Genomic DNA, 17,200 nt, shown 5'->3' on the forward strand with positions numbered 1-17,200 from the left:
AACTTCTATATTTGTTAGTCTTAGATAATGAGTGATATTTTTCCAAAAGGATCAGCATGGATGAATGAGGAATTCATTCAACTTTCTGAAGCAAAAATTCCTATTTTAGATTGGGGTTTTTTAAGATCTGATGCAACATATGACGTTGTTCATGTTTGGAAGGGTAGTTTTTTTCAATTAGATAAACATATTGATCGTTTCTTTAAATCAACAGAAAAACTAAGAATGCCATGCAGACTTAGTCGTGAAGAAATAAAAAGAATATTAGCAGGCTGTGTTAAAAAAGCTGATCTTGAAGATTCTTATGTTGAGATGATACAAACAAGAGGAATGTCTCCAAATTTTGTTAGAGATCCTCGTAAAGCGACACCACGTTTTATGGCTTTTGCAGTACCCTTTGGTTGGATACTTAGGCCAGAAGATTTTGAAAAAGGATTAGATGTTTATTTAACTGATATAACAAGAATTCCCCCAAGTTCAATTGATCCAACTATTAAAAATTATCATTGGATGGATTTAGTCACAGGTATGCTTGATGCTTATGAGAGAGGACATCATACTGCTTTATTGGTAGATGAGGATAACAATATATCTGAAGGCCCAGGCTTTAATATCTTCTCTGTTGATGAAAATGGAATTAATACACCAGACCATGGGGTATTAGAAGGTATCACAAGACAAACAGTTTTTGATTTAGCAAAAGAACTAAATATTAACGTTAATAAAAAATCTATAACGATTGAAATGTTAAAATCATCTAAAGAATTATTTGCAACCTCAACAGCAGGAGGGGTAATGCCAATAACAAAAGTAAGTGGGGAGAATATTAAGCAAGGAACAGTAGGGGATGTTACAAGAAAAATTCATAAACTCTATTGGGATAAGCATTTTGATCCTGAGTGGAGTACATCTATAAATGACATATTATAAAAAATGAAAAAACTTTTAGGGATTATCGTTCTGGGTTTGTTGTTGAGTGGGAATGCTTATGCAAAAGTGAAGTCAAAAGATATAACTTTTCCAGGTAAATTTTATACCAAAGAAATTAAAAGTTGTTCAGCCTTACCAAATAACGTTAAATTTGATAATGCAGAAACGTTTAAAACAATTGAAGATGTAGTTGGGTTTGACTGGGCTAAATTTCATACAGAAACAGGCACTTCATTAATTGTTAATCATGATGTTATTACTGTACCTGGTAAATTAATGCTAACAGCAATTCAACATGCAATTGCAAATAACAATCAGACTAACCTAGATATGGGTAAAGATTTACTGCTAAGAATAGCAAAGGCAGACACTTTATATAATAGTATTAGTTATGAGGAGTTACAGAAGAAGCCTAGATGTTGGGTGAACAATGATCCAGATTCACCTTGTTGGTATCACGAATTTGAGTTTGCAGGTCAAACTTTTGGTAACTTTATGATTGCGGCAATATACTTGAAGTCAGAGTTCAATGAAAAAGAGCTTAAAGAGATGAACAGATACATTGATAAAATGTACAAGAAGTTTTTAAAGCCAATACAGTTTAGGAAAAATGATAAAGGTTTTTATGCTATGGCTAACGGAGGACTATCAACACTGGTTTATGCAAGTTGGACTAACAATAAAAAACTAGCCGCAAAAGAAATTAATCATACGTTTAATGAAATAGATAGTTTGTTTTATAAAGACGGCTATATTAATGATAACTCTTTTAGAGGTCTTAGAGGACAATGGTATCACTCTTATGGAGTAAACATTGCACTTGGCTATGTATATATTGCAAAATTATGGGGAGCAGAAGTACCAGAAAAAGTACAGAACAAATTAGTGAATTCTGCAAAGGTAGTTAACTTAGCAATTACTGATCCAGACGAATTTGCTGAAAGAAAGAACCCGAATGGAAAAGCAAGGAACAGAATTAAAAATAAAAATAGTGCTACACCGCATACACATCAAATGGCAATAGCTATAGATACGTTAATGGAGATAGTTGCTGGTATAGAATTAGAACATGATCCAATTTATCTAAGCAAAAGAAAGATGCATATTCCAGATGGAACTGACGATTTAATAGGATTTAACCCAAATTGTATTCATTGATAATTTTTAATATGAAAAAACTTTTAGGGATCATTGTTCTGGGTTTGTTGTTAATCCCAACATTGGCTTTGTCTGGAACATTTAAAGATGAAGAGGGAAAATTTGGTTTGAAAACCAAGAAGAGTGGATTTAAGTTTCATAAAAACTTTATGGATCATAATGATTACAACTTTCAATACATTAAAGATAAAACAAAAGCACGTGCTGGAAAATATTTTCAGCGATTTGAACTTAGAGATGGTGATTGTTTTAGAGATGATTTTTGGAGTGATTGTGACACTGATCGAGAAAGAGTTGAGTTTTCAACAGAACCAAGACAGGCTCCAAAAGGAAAGCAATGTTACGGATTTAGTTTAATGCTATCTAAAGATTTTTTTGATGTAGCTCCAGCCAGCACTACTTTAGGCCAAGTTCATCAAATTGGTGGTCCAACTGGTACAGCATCAGGTGGCCTAGCTTCTTTTCCACCCTTGATTCAAATTGATGCACATAAAGGATATTTGTTTTTTAATTGGCACGAACTTAGTGGTTCAGCAACAGACGTTATTGATAAATCAGTATATACTACATTAAAGCCACTAAGAAAAATGAAAGAAGTTTGGACGGATATTTCTTTTTGTTTAGATTTTAAAAATAAAAGAATAGATGCATGGGTAGATGGTATTAAAAAAGTGGAAATATTAAAATCTCCAATTTTTTTTAAACCAGAAGGAATATATTTTAAGCATGGTATATATCGTAATTTAATTAGTAAGTATAAAGAGCTCAAAAATCGTAAAATGCGAACTCAAGTTGTTTTTTATGATGAAGTTAGAAGAGGAAATTCAATTAAAAAAGTGGACAGAAATATCAATCCAAAACTTAAGCCTGTTGATTGATTGATTTAAAATGAAAAAACTTTTAGGGATCGTGGTTCTGGGTTAGGATTTAATATTGGATTATTTGATTTTTTTTATGGCAACTTTATCGCCGTGAGGTCTGTAATCAGGATCTAATAAAGTCCTAGTCGCATTCATATCTGTCTTGATATATTGCTCTATAAGTTTGAATCTTTTAAAATGACCTTTTGTTTTAATATCTTTTGTAACTGTTTTCTCAGTCCATGTTTTTGGACTTTCGTTATCGAATGCAGCTCTTTTTTTAGGTCCCTTAATCAAAGTATCTAAACAGGTATCAAAAAATTTATCTTCAATAGCTTTCAAACATATTTTTCTAACTGTTAAATCAGGAACTTTATCTTTAATCATTTGTGCGGCTGCCTTACCATACGCACCATTCATTAATTCTCGGGCTATGGATTTTTCTCTTGGTTTAGAAACTACGTATCCCTTTTCCTCTAATAATAATTTAGCTTCTTCAAGTATTTCTGCTGTCTTCCTGTCTACGTTTGAATATTTCTTGTCTACGATGCCCATGATGCAAGTTTAATTTATCTAGACATTTGGTGCAAGAACTTTGGCGAAGCCAGTTGTTCAAGCACTTATGGAGTGCAGTTGAATTTTCAGTTAGTGATGAATGACTTTTTGACTAAGACATAATATTTTTGTAATAAATTTTTTAATTAAATGATGTTATCCACGGAAAAGCTTTGTGTGGCTAGGGCAGAGTGAACGTGAGTATATCTAGCTAGATATAGTAACGTTAAATGTAAGCACATAAGGTACAAAAAAGAAAAAGATTCAAAAACTTAAACGTGTCTGGGACCACTATTGATTAGTGGTTCTGGGTTTGTTATAGGATTTTATGGGATGACTAGAAGACAACTAGAAGACAGACCTCTATAAGACCACTAAATCCAACTTTTGCTTTCCTAATCTTTCATTGCCATTCTCTGTCACAAGATAGGTTTCACCTAAATTCATGGCTAGATTGCTGTCTGAATCCATCAATATCATATGCATGAAGAAAACATTACCAGGAGTTATTACATAAGGATTACCAGTGTATAGCATTGGCCAGTCCATCCAATTGGGAGAGAAGGTTGAACCCAATGAATAACCACAAGCATTCATTCTTGCTTTATTGTATCCAAGGTCATCAAAAGTTTTAGCGTGTATATCAAATACATCTCCAGCAGTTTTTCCTGGTATTAAAGTCTTCGCACAATTATTTAAAGCTTCAACACAGGCCTCATGCATCTTAATATGTTTTGGATCAGTTTTACCAATGGGGATAGTCCTAAACATTGCAGAGTGATAATGTTTATATGTTCCAGCCCATTCAATAGTTAACTGATCAGTTTTTGATAGAATTCTTTTCTCAGATTGATATCTGCATAGTAATGCGTTGTGTCCTGATCCAATTATATATTCATTTGCTGGATAATCACCGCCACCTTCTAAAACAACTCTTTGCATTTCAGCTAAAATTTTTGCCTCACTAGCACCAGTTTTTGCATATTTCCACGCTTCATCAAGACCTTGATCGGCAAGTTCTGCAGCTTTTTTTACATAAATAATCTCCTCTTGTGATTTAATAACCCTATGCTTAGTAATTAATTCAGATTGATCTTCTACTTCACAATAACCTTCTAGTGATTTATTGAGTCTTAAAGCATTACGACCTGTCATACCGTAAGCTTCATATTCAATTCCAATTTTTTTATCTTTTAAATCTAGTTCATTTAAGATGATTTTAAGATCATCTGTAGGGTTAGATTGGTCTTTATCTACCCAAATTCTTATATCTTCAATGTTCGAAGTGTTTTGTGCTTGTCTTAAATCTGGAGCCCTTGTTAAAAGAATAATATTTCCTTTTTGGTCTAGTATTAAAGTTTGAAAAAAAACATAACCAAAGGTGTCATACCCTGTAAGCCAAAACATAGACTCTTGTCTGAACATTAAAAGAGCATCTAAATTTTGCTCTTTCATTGATTTTAGAACATCTCGTTTTCTTTTAGAAAATTCTTCTGCTGTAAAATGCAATCCCATTAATGGATGATAGCTTTTGCTGTACCTACCTTATCAATTTTACCTGCATACAATCCTTTACCAAGTATGGGAACAACGCCAACTGTTGAACCGGTAAATACGTAGAAATCTTTATTAAGATTTACTTTATCTTTTTTAAGTTTGTTTAGTACAAAACGAAGTGAATTTAGAGGGCTAACATAAACAGCTCCTGTATTACCTGAAACAGTCTGATTTATTTTCTTATTTGAAATAATTGTTTTAAGGTTACTAATATTAATCTTTTTATACTTTTTCTTTTGTCCAATTAAAAATTTTACATTTGCACCAAAATCACTAGATAAATCACCAAAAGAAGTAACACCTTTCTTCTTTTGTCTATACCCTACAACCTCAATACACGGCGCCATATGAGAAATATATTTAGAAATATTTTTCATAGTTATTAAACTTTTTGATAGAAAGAATTTTTTTTTAATCAAATAACAAACTTCTAACTCTATACCTAAAGTAGATTTATTAATTTTAACCTTTTTTCCACTTTTTAAAAAATTTCTTTTATAAATAGATGCGTAAAAAGGCTCTTTTTCTTTTAATTTTTTCATTACAGGAATTCCTGTTCCACCAGCCTTAAATCCGATAATAGGTTCTTTAATTTTACTTTCACATAATTTTCTAAATTCATCAGCGTCAGTAAGTTTTTTTGTAATTTCTTGAGGCAGTGGTGAGATCATCTTATTTTTTAAAAATGCGTTAACAAGTCTGTCTGAAATTTTATTTTTTAAATTTTTATTCATCTAACTTTTTTATTTCAATACCGACATGGGATCAAGTCTTGTTTGAAACCAATTAACTCTAAAATCTAAATGGGGTCCAGTAGACCTTCCGGTAGAACCGACAGTTCCTATAATATCTCCTTGGTTAATTTTGTCCCCAACTGAGACTAAAATATTTTCAAGGTGAGAATATATTGTTGAAATACCATGACCATGGTCCATGATGATCGTACCACCTGTATAGTATAAATCATCTTCGGCCATTGTAACAAATCCAGCTCCTGAAGATTTTATCGTAGTTCCTTGTTTTGCTGCTATATCTATACCGTAGTGAGGCCATTTTGCTTTACCATTTAAAATTCTTTGACTGCCATAGACACCACTAATAATTCCTTCAACAGGCATCATAAATTTATCTTTAAAAAAATTTAAATCAGAATTTATTGCTCTTGCCTCACCAATTGCATTATTTTCTTTTTTAATTCTTTTATAAACAGATTCAGGAGGGGTCACTTTACTTTCTTCAAGACCATCAATTCTTTGAATGTTGTACTTTCTTTTTAAAACTGTTTTTGTAATTGTTGATTTTTTTCCATCTAATATTTTAGTAAATGTTAAATCAAACTTTCTATCTCTATCAATTCCAAAAACAAAAAAACCATCTTTTGATATTTTTACTTCTTTTTTGTCTACAATAATTTTTGCATTTAGATTTGTTTTTCCTAGAATATAATGCCCTTGTATAAATTTTCCCTGAAACTCAATAGCATTAACCTGAGATGTTAAAGAAATTAATGATACTAAAAGAAATTTATAAATTACTTTGCAGTCCATCCACCGTCTACTAAAATTGATGTGGCCGTAACCATTGATGATGCAGAAGAAGCTAAAAAACAAACACTTGTTGCAACATCACTTTCTGTTGCTAATTTTCCCATGGGTATGTTCCCTAGAGCTAGCTTTTTAAATTCTTTGTTTTTAAAAAATTTTTTAACCATTGGTGTTGCAACAAAAGTAGGGGCTACTGTATTTACCCTAATATTGTTTTTTGCAAGCTCTACACCCATACCTTTAGTTAAACCTTCAATTCCAAATTTTGTCATATTATAAACATTTCTACCAGCCATTCCAACATGGCCAAGTTGTGAGGACATGTTAATAATTGATCCACCTCTTTTTTTATTCTTTAACATTTTTTTAACAACTAATTGAGCCACATTAAAAGCAGCTTTTAGGTTTAAATCTACTAAGTAGTTCATACTTTCTTGTTTAATTTTTTCAAAAGGTTCTGGGATATTTGTCCCAGCATTATTAACTAAAATATCTATGATTTTAATCTTATCTAGATTTTCTTTTAATTCTTTGTAATTCATTACATCGCAATTAACTTTGATAACTTTACCTTTTATCTTTTTTATTTCTTTTTCAAGTTTATCAAGATCTGATTGAGTTCTGCTTAATGCGATAATTGTAGCTCCAGCTTCAGCAAGAGCAATAGAGCAGGCTCTTCCCAATCCCTTGCCAGCACCTGTAACTAATGCATATTTGTTTTTAAGATTTATTTTTTGTAAGTACATTTAAATAAATAATTTTAAATCACTATAGATTAATTCGATTGCAACAACTAGTATAGCAATCAAACCAATCCAAGCTATCCATTTATATTCATTAATCCATCTTGATATAACAGTTGCAGCTGTTGCCATAAGAATTATTGATAAAGCTAGACCAAATATTAGTAATACATAGTGATCACCAGCAGCACCAGCTACACCTAAAACATTATCTAAACTCATTGTAAAATCAGCAAGTAAAACTGTCCATATAGCTTTCATGAAACTTGAGTTATCTACCTTAATATCTTCATCACCTGACTGACCTTTGATTACATCTGTGTAGAGTTTGTAGACTATATAAAGAAGAAGTAATCCGCCTATCAGTCTTAATCCTGTTATTTGTAATAAATAGGCAGTTAACATGGTTAGGATAATTCTTAAAATTACCGCACCACCTATTCCCCAAAAGATTACTTTTTTTCTTTTTTCTGCTGGAAATTTAGAAGCAACCATTCCAATAATAATGGCATTATCTCCTGCTAAGACTAAATCTATAAATATGATTTGACCTAAGATTACAAGTTGTTCAGGTCCAAATAATTCTGCAAACATCAGTTGTTTAGTATCATATCAGCACCTTTTTCTGCAATCATTATTGTAGGTGCATTAGTATTTCCAGAGGTGATATTAGGCATTATAGAAGCATCAATCACTCTTAAATTTTTTATACCATGAACTTTTAATTGGTCATCAACAACAGCCATATCGTCTTGACCCATTTTACAAGTTCCTACTGGATGAAATATTGTTTGTGCGTAATTACTTGCAGCTTTCACTAGCTCCTCGTCATCTTGAATATTGGCACCAGGTCTAAATTCTTCAGGTTCATATTGTTTAAATTCATTGCTATCTAAAACAATTTTTCTAATTAATCTTAAACCTTTAGCAGCTACTATCCGATCCTCATCACTTGAAAGATAATTCATCTTAATCTTTGGATTTTCTCTACTGTCTTTACTTATAATATTAATTTCACCTTTACTCGTCGGTCTGATGTTAGCAACAGTAGGGGTGAATGCAGCAAAATCATGTAAATTTGAACCACCCAATTTATCTGTACTAATTGGCTGAACATGAAATTGTAAATTAGGAGTTTCTTTAGATGAGTCACTTTTTGCAAATCCACAAAGTTGACTAGCACCCATAGTCATTGGACCACTTCTTAAAAAAACATATTCCATTCCAATCATTAATTTACCAATTAGACTGTTAATCTTTTTATTCAAAGTTTTAATATTTTTAACTTTATAAACAGGTCTAAACATTAAATGGTCTTGTAAGTTCTTACCTACACCAATAGAATTTTTTACAACATCAATTCCAAGTTTAGATAATTTTTCACCATTACCAATACCAGAAGTTTGAAGAATTTGTGCAGAACCAATTGAACCAGCACTTAAAATTATTTCCTTGTTTGCTTTAGTTGTAAAAGATTGGTTATTTTTCCAGTAAGAAACACTGACAGCTTTTTTATTTTCAAAGTTTACCTTTTCAACATGACACTTTGTTTTAATCTTTAAATTTTTTCTATTCTTAATTGGATTTAAATACCCTACAGCTGTGCTACATCTTAAGCCATTCTGTTCTGTTACTTGAAAGTAACCACATCCAAAATTATCACCCTTGTTAAAATCATTTACTTTAGGAATACCAATTTCTTGAGCTGCATTCATGAAAGCATCTAATATAGGTAATTTTATTCTTTGATCTGAAACAGATAATGGTCCACCAACACCATGAAATTGACTTTGGCCTCGCTCTTGATTTTCAGCTTTTAAAAAATAAGGCAAAACATCATTCCAGCTCCAACCCTTATTTCCCAATTGTTTCCAAATATCATAATCTTGCTCTTGCCCTCTTATATAAAGTAGTCCGTTTATAGAGGAGCTTCCACCAAGAGTTTTTCCTCTAGGGTAGGGTATAGATCTGTTTTCCATCGTTTCATCAGGCTCTGTTTTATAACACCAATCCGTTTTTGGATTATGCATTGTTTTATAATACCCAACTGGAATATGAATCCATGGGTAGGAATCGTTTCCACCAGCTTCAATTAAAAGTACTTTGTTGTTTGGGTTTTCTGAAAGTCTATTAGCTAAAACACAGCCAGCTGACCCAGCACCAATAATTATATAATCAAAACTATCCATCAGAATAATGAGCTTATAATGTGCAAAATTAAAAAATACTAGTGTTCACGGTAATTTTAGGTTCTTAATAATAATATTAGCTCTTGTTTTAGATTTATTTCTTTGAAAGAGTTCTTTTTTTATAAAAAACACAACGAGAGGGAAAATAAATATGAAAAAAGTCATATCATTGTTTGTTGGATCACTTCTACTTACTGTAATGACAGTAACAGGTGCATCTGCACAAACTCTTAAGTGTCAAACCGTAATTAGTGCAAAAGCTGATGAAGTAGTGATGTTGAAAGACTTCACTGATACAGTTACTGAACTAACGGGTGGATCACTTAAGTTTGAAATTATGCCAGCTGGATCAGTAGTAGGTGTAAAAGAAACTTTGGATGCAGTTGATAAAGGATTAATCGATTGTGGTTTTGCTTGGACTCACTATTGGTCAGGCGATCACCCAGCAGCTATGTTATTTGGTTCGCCAGTAGCAGGTGCAGGTGTTGGTATCGATAACATCGCTTTTTTATCTTGGTTCCAATATGGTGGTGGTAAAGAACTTTATGACCAACTATGGACTGAGATGGGAAGAGACATTAAAGGATTTATGTTACAACCAGTAGGTCCTGAAGCTTTAGGTTGGTTCAAAGAGCCAATTAATAGCATGGCTGACTTTAGAAAGTATAAGTTCAGAACTCCTCCGGGAATTCCTGGCCAAACTTATAAAGACATTGGTGTAGCTTCTGTTGCAATGGGTGGTGGAGATATTTTACCAGCTCTTGAAGCAGGAACAATTGATGCTGCTGAATGGTGTTGTCCTAAGCCGGATATGACATTTGGTTTCCAGAAAGTTCTAAAACATTACTACCTACAAGGTCTTCACCAAGTAGTAGTAAATGCTGACTTCTATATTACAGGCTCTAAGTACAAAAAGATGTCTGCTTTAGAGAAAAAAGCTTTAGAAGTTGCTGCAAATGCATCTTTATCAAAATCTATGAGTTACAGAATATACGAAAATGGAAAAGCTCTACATGAGCTAACTACGAAGCATGGTGTTATTTTACATGATACTCCTGCTGACTACTTCCCAGCGTATATGGCTGCAGCAAAAGCAGCTTTAGAAAAAAACTCAGCTAAGAATCCGTTCTTTGCTAAAGTTTGGCAGTCTCAAAAAGACTTTGCCGATATCGCTGTACCTTTTTGGTCTGGATCTCAAATGTCTAATGCTAAGCTAGGAATGGCTCACGCAGCAACATTAAAGTAGTATTTAGATAAAAGATTATCACAATTGAAGCGGGCTTAACAGTCCGCTTCTTTTTTTTAGAGAATTTACTTATGCCAAGAAACCACAATTCAAAAAAACCTAAAAAATCGATCAAGCCTATGAAGCTTGATATTTCAGATGAAATGATTGCTGAAAGAAGAGGTGGTTCAGGTCCAATGCCCAAAGACATGCCTAAATGGATGGCATTAACTATTACAAAAATTGATTTTGCCAACAAGTGTGTCGGCAACGTGGTTTGTTGGATTATCATACCTCTGATATTTGCAATGGTTTATGAGGTTTTGGCTAGAAAACTTTTTAATGCCCCAACAATGTGGGTGTACGATATGAGTAGATTTTTTTATGGCGCGTTATTTATGCTAGGCGCTGGTTATGCTTTATCAAAAGGAGTTCACATAAGAGCAGATTTTTTATATAGAAATTTTAAGACTAAAACCCAAGGTAGAGTAGACTTTTGGTTATACTTATTATTTTATTTTCCGGGTTTAATTGTTTTTTTATATATGACTACTGGCTTTGTTCAGGAATCAATTATGAGAGGTGAAAGAGGCATGGACACTGCTTGGATGCCGTACATGTGGCCAATAAAATCTTCTTTATGGTTAGGAATAGTATTTTTGCTTATTCAAGGAATTTCAGAATTATTTAAGAGTTATTGGGCGGCTACTAAAGGTGTATGGCCAGGGGGAGAAGAATAATGTTAGCTGAATTCATGGATCCAGCTATTTTAGGATTTATCCTTATTGGTGTAATGCTGTTTTCTATATTTGTAGGTTTTCCAATTTCATTTACTTTAATATTTTTAGGTTTTTCTTTTGGATATCTAGGATTTGGTAAATTAGTATTTTATTTAATGACCTTACAATTCTCAATGGTCATGACCGAACAAACTCTTGCAGCAGTTCCTCTCTTCGTCTTTATGGGGATTATGATGGAACAAGCTGGTTTAATGGAGAGATTATTTTCAGCATTTCAATTAATGCTAGCTAAAGTAAGAGGCTCTTTATATTACGCTGTATTATTTGTTTCAGTTATTTTTGCTGCAGCAACAGGGATTGTTGGGGCATCCGTAACAATTTTAGGAATTATGGCGGCTAAATCTATGAACAAATCAGGCTACAATGTTCGTCTAGCAGCTGGAACAATTACTGCTGGTGGAACCTTAGGTATTTTAATTCCACCAAGTATTATGCTTGTTGTAATGGGACCTATTATGGAGATACCTGTCACAGACTTATTTGCTGCAGCGATTATTCCAGGAATATTACTAGCAACACTTTATGCAGCTTATACAACTATTAGATGTTGGATTGATCCAAGTTTAGGACCAGTACTACCAGTTGAGTTAAGAGCCACTAGTATGTTAGCTGTCTGGAAAGAATTTTTTATTGGTTTAGTTCCACCAGCAGCCTTAGTGTTTGCTTCACTTGGAAGTATTTTATTTGGTTTTGCTACACCAACAGAAGCAGCTGGTTGTGGTGCAATGGGATCTTTATTACTAGCTATAGCTTATAGAAAATTAACATTTGGAAGATTACAAGAAGCTTTAGTTAAAACTTTAGAAATTTCTGCATTGATAATGGTTTTGGTTGCAGCATCAAACTTTTTTGGAGCTGTATTTTCAAGACTGGGAACACCAATGCTTTTAACTGATTTCTTGCTAGGTTTAGAAATGAACAGATACTTAATCCTTGCAATGATTATGGTTATGATTTTTCTTTTAGGATGGCCTTTAGAATGGGTACCAATAGTTATGATTATAGTGCCAATTATATTGCCATTAGTTGAAGCACTTGGTTTTAATTTAACATGGTTTGCAATACTTGTTGCGGTTAATCTCCAGACCGCCTGGCTCTCACCACCTGTTGCTCTATCAGCTTATTTTTTAAAAGGTGTAGTTCCAGAATGGGATCTTAAAGATATTTATCATGGGATGATGCAGTTTATGGTTATCCAAGTTATTGGTTTAATTTTAATTATAGTATTTCCACAGATTGCTTTGTGGCTTCCAGCCTATCTATATGGACAGTAGAACTTATTAGTTTATTATAGTTTTAGTGAATCAGATGAAATCAAAAAATACTCTAATTAATTGGGAACTAGTTGCGGTTAATCCAAACGATAAAAATTGGAATTGGAAAGACCTGTTTTATTTTTGGGCAAACAATATCCAAAGTTTGATTGCCTTTTCTTTAATTGCTTCACTTTATTTAGTTTATGAATTAAATGTTTTTGTAGTTTTAACTGGATGTTTAATTGCTTCAATATTTGTTTATTTCTTTGCAAATTTGATTGGTAAACCATCTCAAAAATATGGACTTCCTTTTTCAGTAATCCTAAGAAGTTCAATTGGTGTAAAAGGAGCTAAATATTTTGCTCTATTAAGAGGACTGGTTGGAATTTTCATGTTTGGAATTCAAACATATTTTTTATCAAAACTTTTTAGCTACTTAATTAGAATAACATTATACTCTATCGAAAATTCACTCTTAGATGGGGATATATTTTTAGTATTTGTTTTTGGTTTAAATTTAATTGATTGGACAGCATTTATTTTTGCAATTTTATTACAAGCTTTTTTATTTAGTAAAAGCCATCAGTTTAATAGATTTATAATTAAAATTTCCGCAATTACCGTTTATTCAGGAATGCTTATATTTTTTTTAACAGTCTTTCTTTACGATGTTAAAGTTACATCTGCTGCATTTGTTGATATTTTTTCAATACAAAATGTTTTAAATAGTAACAATATTGCACCATTAATTACTGTGGCAGGAACTTTATTTGCTTATTTTTCAGTAGTTATAGTCAACTACGGTGACTTTAGTAGATATGTAAAAAATGAGAGTGAATTGAAAAAAGGAAACTTAAGCTTAATATTAAATTTGATAATCTTTTCTTTCTTTGCAATTTTTATAGTAATTGGATCAGATATTTTCCTTAATAAAAATTTAGAACTCATGGAAAGAATTTTAACAAACCCTACAGATATTATTGGGAAAATTGATAATTCGGAGTTAACCGTAATTGTATTGTTTTTTATAGTTTTTGCATCTGCATCAACAAATTTAATAGCAAATTATATTCCAGCTCAAAACTCATTGCTTAATTTTTTTCCTCAAACACTTAATTTAAAAAAATCTGCTATTGTTATTAGTATTATTGGTTTTATTGTTGGCATACTTTGGTTACCATTATTAAGTCAGATTGGAATATTAGCATTTGTAGATACACTTGGTTCTTTTTTTGGTCCATTGTTTGGTGTTATGATTGTTGATTATTATTTATTAAAAAAAACAAACTTAAATAATAATGAGATTTTCTCTTTAGATGAGAAGGGCATATATTTTTATTCTAATGGCTGGCATTTAAAAGCCATCTACTCACTAGTTTTAGGATTTATTTTTGCAGCCTCAACTATCTGGAATGAAAGTTTAATGAGCTTTCATTCTTATTCTTGGATCATTGGAGCCTTTGTTTCGTCTCTAACTTATTATCTTTTAGCTAGCAAACAAACCTATGCATCAGTTTGATTTAAATAATAGAACAGCAATTATCACAGGAGGAGCCCAAGGTTTTGGCCTTGATATAGCAAAGAGATTTTTAAACTCAGGAGTTAAAACTATTATTTGGGATATAGATGAAAATGAACTTAAAAAAGCAACTCAAGAGTTAAACAATCCAAATCTGTCTTATAACGTTGTTGATGTGTCTAATTATAAAAATGTTAAAGAAACTGTCGATCAAATAACAAAATTTACTAATATTGATATTTTAATTAATAATGCTGGTATTACAGGTTCGACATCCTCTCTATGGGATTATGATGTTGATGAGTGGAATAAAATAGTACAAATAAATTTAATGGGTACTTTTAATTGCTGCAAGTGCGTTGTGCCTAATATGATTAAAAACAATTATGGTAGAATTATTAATGTTGCATCTGTAGCTGGTAAAGATGGAAATGCTAAAGCTAGTGCTTACAGCGCAGCTAAAGCAGGGGCAATTGGTTTAACTAAATCTTTAGGTAAAGAACTAGCTGATAAGAATATAGCTGTAAACGCAGTTACTCCAGCTGGTGCAAAAACAAGAATTCTTGATCAAATGTCAAAAGAGCATGTTACTAGAATGCTTTCTAAGGTACCTAGAGGTAGATTTTTAGAGATTGAAGAATTTACTTCATTAATTTGTTGGTTAGCATCAGAGGAAAACTCATTTTCAACAGCAGCTGTTTTTGATATTAGTGGTGGTCGATCTACTTATTAACTAACACTCTAGTTTCTACATTAAGAGACTTACTTTCTTTAGAAATAACTGGTGCCAATAGAATTACAGACCAATATATTAGCAAAACAAATATAGAAATTAACTTCATTACATCTATCTAGTATCCAATATTGATCATTTAATGCTTAAAGTGTGTTGAAATATTGTTTTTAAATTTAATTTAGATATACCGTCAATTTGATGAAATTTTTTTTAATATTATTTGGATGGTTATTTTTAATAACAAAACCTTTGTTAGCTGAAAATGTTAAGGTTTTTGATTTTACTAATGATGAGCTTAACACTTTAAAAGTTAAAAAAGTTAAAGGAGAGACCAATTGGACACTTGGATCTAATGAAAACGGCAATTTTATCAGAGCAGAAGCCAAAGGTGTTGGGTCAGGTCTAGGAAAAGAAATTAAAATTGACCTAAATAAAACTCCTTTTATTAATATTACATGGAAAGTTGAGAAAGATTTATCTGGCATTATAGAAACTAGTAAAAAAGGGCACGATTATGCCGCTAGAGTATTTGTGATAAAGAAAACAGGTTCCACAGCATTATCTAATAGAGCAATTAATTATGTTTTTTCTAGCAATAATGATGTTGGAAAAAATTGGCCAAGCCCATATACAAAAAAATCTATTGATTACGTTCTCTCAACTACAAAAGATAACAAAAATACATGGGTTACCGTTAAAGCTAATGTGCAAAAAGATTTTAAGAAACTTCATGAAATTGACGTTACAGAAATTTCGGGTATTGCTATAATGACTGATACTGATAATTCTAAATTAAAAGCTATATCTTATTATCAAGATATTTATTTTTCAGCTGAATAAGATTATTTAAATACTTTTTTAAGACCAGTACTTAAAAAGATAAAAGTACAGTCACAATTACGTCTTCAATGGGTGCAGCACTAGGATCAAAAAATTTCAAGCAATTACACATAAAAGCCTAATAATATAAACATTCATTGTTATATTATATCTTAGTTTGATGTTAAAAATATTTATTTTTAATAATATAAATTTATGCACGAAAATTTTTTTCACAATATAAAGGTTTATTATGAAGACACTGATGCTGGTGGTGTTGTTTATTATGCAAATTATTTAAAGTTTCTTGAAAGAGCAAGAACTGAAGCATTGTTTACAATCGGTTTTAATAATAAAAAAATTAAAGAAGATTATGGAGCCTTAATTGTTGTTAAATCTTGTAACATTGAGTACAAAAAACCATCTTATCTTGAAGACGAGCTAAAAATTAGGTCCTTTGTTAAATCTGTTACAAAGACTTCTTTTTTTATGTCACAATTTATTTCTAGAGATGACGAATTAATTGTTGAGGCAAAAGTGCATTTAGTTTTTGTAGATAAAGATGGAAAACCTATAAAAGTTCCAGAAGTTATTTTTAAAGATTTTAAACCCTATTTTTGCGATAGTATAAAAATTAAATAATTTTCTTAGCCTTCTTAAGCAAGCTTACCATTTTTTGTATATTAATTATTTTTCTATTAACATTCCTTGGGCTAGGATGATAACTTGGAATTAGGATTTTATTATCAGGCAATATATATTTTGCACCATGTACGAAGGGTAATTTTTTTTTAAAATTATAATTTTTTTTATAAAATTTTATACAATTATCAAATGAAACTTTACCAAGAGCTATGATGACTTTTAAATTCTTTAACAACAGCAGTTCACTTTTAAAAAAATTTGAACAATTAGATAATTCTTCATTTAAAGGTTTATCTTCTGGTGGGACACATTTTAGAATATTTGTAATATAAGTTTTATTTAATTTTAGCCCATCATCAATATGTGTAGAGGTTGATATATTTGTTATGTTAGCTTTAAATAAGCAGTTAAATAAGAAATCTCCTGATTTATCTCCAGTGAAGGCTCTGCCTGTCCTATTTCCTCCGTGTGCTGCTGGTGCCAGACCTACAATTAATAGTTTAGCATCAATATCACCAAATCCCGTGACTGGTTTAGCCCAATAAGTTTCGTTTATATTTTGCTTTCTTTTCTCTATAGAAATCTTTTTACTAAATTTAATTAACCTAGGGCAACTTTTACATTTAACTATTGAATTATTTAATTTTTTGAATTTTATACTCAT

The 17,200-nt window shown here is 31.5% G+C and carries 18 protein-coding genes; 10 read left to right on the plus strand and 8 right to left on the minus strand.

Translation table 11 applies throughout. The features are described 5' to 3' along the window. The first annotated feature begins 24 nt into the window (after window positions 1–24). Genes AC5YGC_RS02560 through AC5YGC_RS02570 form a run of 3 tightly spaced genes read left to right on the plus strand, consistent with a single transcriptional unit; the run spans window position 25 to window position 2,966 of the window. Window positions 25–930, plus strand: a complete 906-nt coding sequence (locus tag AC5YGC_RS02560; RefSeq protein WP_496140306.1) for an aminotransferase class IV — start codon at window positions 25–27, stop codon at window positions 928–930. A 3-nt stretch (window positions 931–933) separates the two neighbouring features. After that, on the plus strand, window positions 934–2,088 hold the full coding sequence (locus tag AC5YGC_RS02565) for a peptidoglycan-binding protein (RefSeq protein WP_496140091.1): 1,155 nt from the start codon (window positions 934–936) through the stop codon (window positions 2,086–2,088). Window positions 2,089–2,099: 11 nt separating this feature from the next. Then, window positions 2,100–2,966: a heparin lyase I family protein gene (locus AC5YGC_RS02570; RefSeq protein ID WP_496140092.1), complete on the plus strand. Its 867-nt coding sequence runs from the start codon at window positions 2,100–2,102 to the stop codon at window positions 2,964–2,966. A 60-nt stretch (window positions 2,967–3,026) separates the two neighbouring features. On the opposite strand, the gene AC5YGC_RS02575 is transcribed toward AC5YGC_RS02570, so the two are convergent. The 7 genes from AC5YGC_RS02575 to AC5YGC_RS02605 form a co-directional block, all read right to left on the minus strand. Then, the gene (locus AC5YGC_RS02575) at window positions 3,027–3,503 is read right to left on the minus strand and encodes a hypothetical protein (RefSeq protein WP_496140093.1); all 477 of its coding nucleotides are present in this window, start codon (window positions 3,501–3,503) and stop codon (window positions 3,027–3,029) included. A 363-nt stretch (window positions 3,504–3,866) separates the two neighbouring features. After that, on the minus strand, window positions 3,867–5,018 hold the full coding sequence (locus tag AC5YGC_RS02580; protein ID WP_496140095.1) for a M24 family metallopeptidase: 1,152 nt from the start codon (window positions 5,016–5,018) through the stop codon (window positions 3,867–3,869). Continuing rightward, complete coding sequence (locus tag AC5YGC_RS02585) at window positions 5,018–5,794, minus strand: fumarylacetoacetate hydrolase (RefSeq protein WP_496140096.1); 777 nt, start codon at window positions 5,792–5,794, stop codon at window positions 5,018–5,020. The genes AC5YGC_RS02580 and AC5YGC_RS02585 overlap by 1 nt, the downstream gene beginning before the upstream one ends. A 9-nt stretch (window positions 5,795–5,803) precedes the next feature. Beyond that, a complete protein-coding gene (locus AC5YGC_RS02590; protein ID WP_496140097.1) occupies window positions 5,804–6,607 on the minus strand; it encodes a peptidoglycan DD-metalloendopeptidase family protein in 804 nt (267 codons plus the stop codon). Further along, window positions 6,592–7,350 (minus strand): SDR family oxidoreductase, encoded by a 759-nt coding sequence (locus AC5YGC_RS02595; protein ID WP_496140098.1) that lies wholly within the window; start codon window positions 7,348–7,350, stop codon window positions 6,592–6,594. Before AC5YGC_RS02595 ends, AC5YGC_RS02590 begins: the two co-directional genes overlap by 16 nt. Further along, entirely contained in the window at window positions 7,351–7,941 is a 591-nt protein-coding gene (locus AC5YGC_RS02600; RefSeq protein ID WP_496140099.1) for a YjbE family putative metal transport protein, read from the minus strand. Next, the gene (locus AC5YGC_RS02605) at window positions 7,941–9,536 is read right to left on the minus strand and encodes a choline dehydrogenase (protein ID WP_496140100.1); all 1,596 of its coding nucleotides are present in this window, start codon (window positions 9,534–9,536) and stop codon (window positions 7,941–7,943) included. Before AC5YGC_RS02605 ends, AC5YGC_RS02600 begins: the two co-directional genes overlap by 1 nt. Before the next feature lie 151 nt (window positions 9,537–9,687). Between AC5YGC_RS02605 and AC5YGC_RS02610 the strand changes: the two genes are divergently transcribed. From AC5YGC_RS02610 to AC5YGC_RS02640, 7 genes are all read left to right on the plus strand, one after another. Further along, on the plus strand, window positions 9,688–10,782 hold the full coding sequence (locus AC5YGC_RS02610) for a TRAP transporter substrate-binding protein (protein ID WP_496140101.1): 1,095 nt from the start codon (window positions 9,688–9,690) through the stop codon (window positions 10,780–10,782). Window positions 10,783–10,853: 71 nt separating this feature from the next. Then, window positions 10,854–11,501 carry a TRAP transporter small permease subunit gene (locus AC5YGC_RS02615; protein ID WP_496140102.1) on the plus strand — a complete coding sequence of 216 codons (648 nt, stop codon included), beginning with the start codon at window positions 10,854–10,856 and terminating at the stop codon, window positions 11,499–11,501. Next, window positions 11,501–12,835: a TRAP transporter large permease subunit gene (locus AC5YGC_RS02620; protein WP_496140103.1), complete on the plus strand. Its 1,335-nt coding sequence runs from the start codon at window positions 11,501–11,503 to the stop codon at window positions 12,833–12,835. The genes AC5YGC_RS02615 and AC5YGC_RS02620 overlap by 1 nt, the downstream gene beginning before the upstream one ends. Window positions 12,836–12,869: 34 nt before the next feature. Next, window positions 12,870–14,336 carry a cytosine permease gene (locus tag AC5YGC_RS02625; protein ID WP_496140104.1) on the plus strand — a complete coding sequence of 489 codons (1,467 nt, stop codon included), beginning with the start codon at window positions 12,870–12,872 and terminating at the stop codon, window positions 14,334–14,336. Then, window positions 14,323–15,069 carry an SDR family NAD(P)-dependent oxidoreductase gene (locus AC5YGC_RS02630; protein ID WP_496140106.1) on the plus strand — a complete coding sequence of 249 codons (747 nt, stop codon included), beginning with the start codon at window positions 14,323–14,325 and terminating at the stop codon, window positions 15,067–15,069. The genes AC5YGC_RS02625 and AC5YGC_RS02630 overlap by 14 nt, the downstream gene beginning before the upstream one ends. A gap of 201 nt (window positions 15,070–15,270) precedes the next feature. Then, window positions 15,271–15,912 (plus strand): DUF3047 domain-containing protein, encoded by a 642-nt coding sequence (locus AC5YGC_RS02635; protein ID WP_496140107.1) that lies wholly within the window; start codon window positions 15,271–15,273, stop codon window positions 15,910–15,912. 195 nt (window positions 15,913–16,107) lie between these two features. Next, complete coding sequence (locus AC5YGC_RS02640; protein WP_496140108.1) at window positions 16,108–16,533, plus strand: YbgC/FadM family acyl-CoA thioesterase; 426 nt, start codon at window positions 16,108–16,110, stop codon at window positions 16,531–16,533. On the opposite strand, the gene AC5YGC_RS02645 is transcribed toward AC5YGC_RS02640, so the two are convergent. Next, the gene (locus AC5YGC_RS02645; protein ID WP_496140109.1) at window positions 16,526–17,200 is read right to left on the minus strand and encodes a uracil-DNA glycosylase family protein; all 675 of its coding nucleotides are present in this window, start codon (window positions 17,198–17,200) and stop codon (window positions 16,526–16,528) included. The two genes, AC5YGC_RS02640 and AC5YGC_RS02645, sit on opposite strands and share 8 nt — an antisense overlap.

This window comes from Candidatus Pelagibacter sp. uisw_138, assembly GCF_059512485.2.

What these genes read in the sequence shown, in the direction of transcription:
- AC5YGC_RS02565 (WP_496140091.1), top strand. Translation starts at nt 934, where the DNA reads ATGAAAAAACTTTTAGGGATTATCGTTCTGGGTTTGTTGTTGAGTGGG.
- AC5YGC_RS02570 (WP_496140092.1), top strand. Translation starts at nt 2,100, where the DNA reads ATGAAAAAACTTTTAGGGATCATTGTTCTGGGTTTGTTGTTAATCCCA.
- AC5YGC_RS02575 (WP_496140093.1), bottom strand. Translation starts at nt 3,503, where the DNA reads ATGGGCATCGTAGACAAGAAATATTCAAACGTAGACAGGAAGACAGCA.
- AC5YGC_RS02580 (WP_496140095.1), bottom strand. Translation starts at nt 5,018, where the DNA reads ATGGGATTGCATTTTACAGCAGAAGAATTTTCTAAAAGAAAACGAGAT.
- AC5YGC_RS02585 (WP_496140096.1), bottom strand. Translation starts at nt 5,794, where the DNA reads ATGAATAAAAATTTAAAAAATAAAATTTCAGACAGACTTGTTAACGCA.
- AC5YGC_RS02590 (WP_496140097.1), bottom strand. Translation starts at nt 6,607, where the DNA reads ATGGACTGCAAAGTAATTTATAAATTTCTTTTAGTATCATTAATTTCT.
- AC5YGC_RS02595 (WP_496140098.1), bottom strand. Translation starts at nt 7,350, where the DNA reads ATGTACTTACAAAAAATAAATCTTAAAAACAAATATGCATTAGTTACA.
- AC5YGC_RS02600 (WP_496140099.1), bottom strand. Translation starts at nt 7,941, where the DNA reads ATGTTTGCAGAATTATTTGGACCTGAACAACTTGTAATCTTAGGTCAA.
- AC5YGC_RS02605 (WP_496140100.1), bottom strand. Translation starts at nt 9,536, where the DNA reads ATGGATAGTTTTGATTATATAATTATTGGTGCTGGGTCAGCTGGCTGT.
- AC5YGC_RS02610 (WP_496140101.1), top strand. Translation starts at nt 9,688, where the DNA reads ATGAAAAAAGTCATATCATTGTTTGTTGGATCACTTCTACTTACTGTA.
- AC5YGC_RS02615 (WP_496140102.1), top strand. Translation starts at nt 10,854, where the DNA reads ATGCCAAGAAACCACAATTCAAAAAAACCTAAAAAATCGATCAAGCCT.
- AC5YGC_RS02620 (WP_496140103.1), top strand. Translation starts at nt 11,501, where the DNA reads ATGTTAGCTGAATTCATGGATCCAGCTATTTTAGGATTTATCCTTATT.
- AC5YGC_RS02625 (WP_496140104.1), top strand. Translation starts at nt 12,870, where the DNA reads ATGAAATCAAAAAATACTCTAATTAATTGGGAACTAGTTGCGGTTAAT.
- AC5YGC_RS02630 (WP_496140106.1), top strand. Translation starts at nt 14,323, where the DNA reads ATGCATCAGTTTGATTTAAATAATAGAACAGCAATTATCACAGGAGGA.
- AC5YGC_RS02635 (WP_496140107.1), top strand. Translation starts at nt 15,271, where the DNA reads ATGAAATTTTTTTTAATATTATTTGGATGGTTATTTTTAATAACAAAA.
- AC5YGC_RS02640 (WP_496140108.1), top strand. Translation starts at nt 16,108, where the DNA reads ATGCACGAAAATTTTTTTCACAATATAAAGGTTTATTATGAAGACACT.
- AC5YGC_RS02645 (WP_496140109.1), bottom strand. Translation starts at nt 17,200, where the DNA reads ATGAGTATAAAATTCAAAAAATTAAATAATTCAATAGTTAAATGTAAA.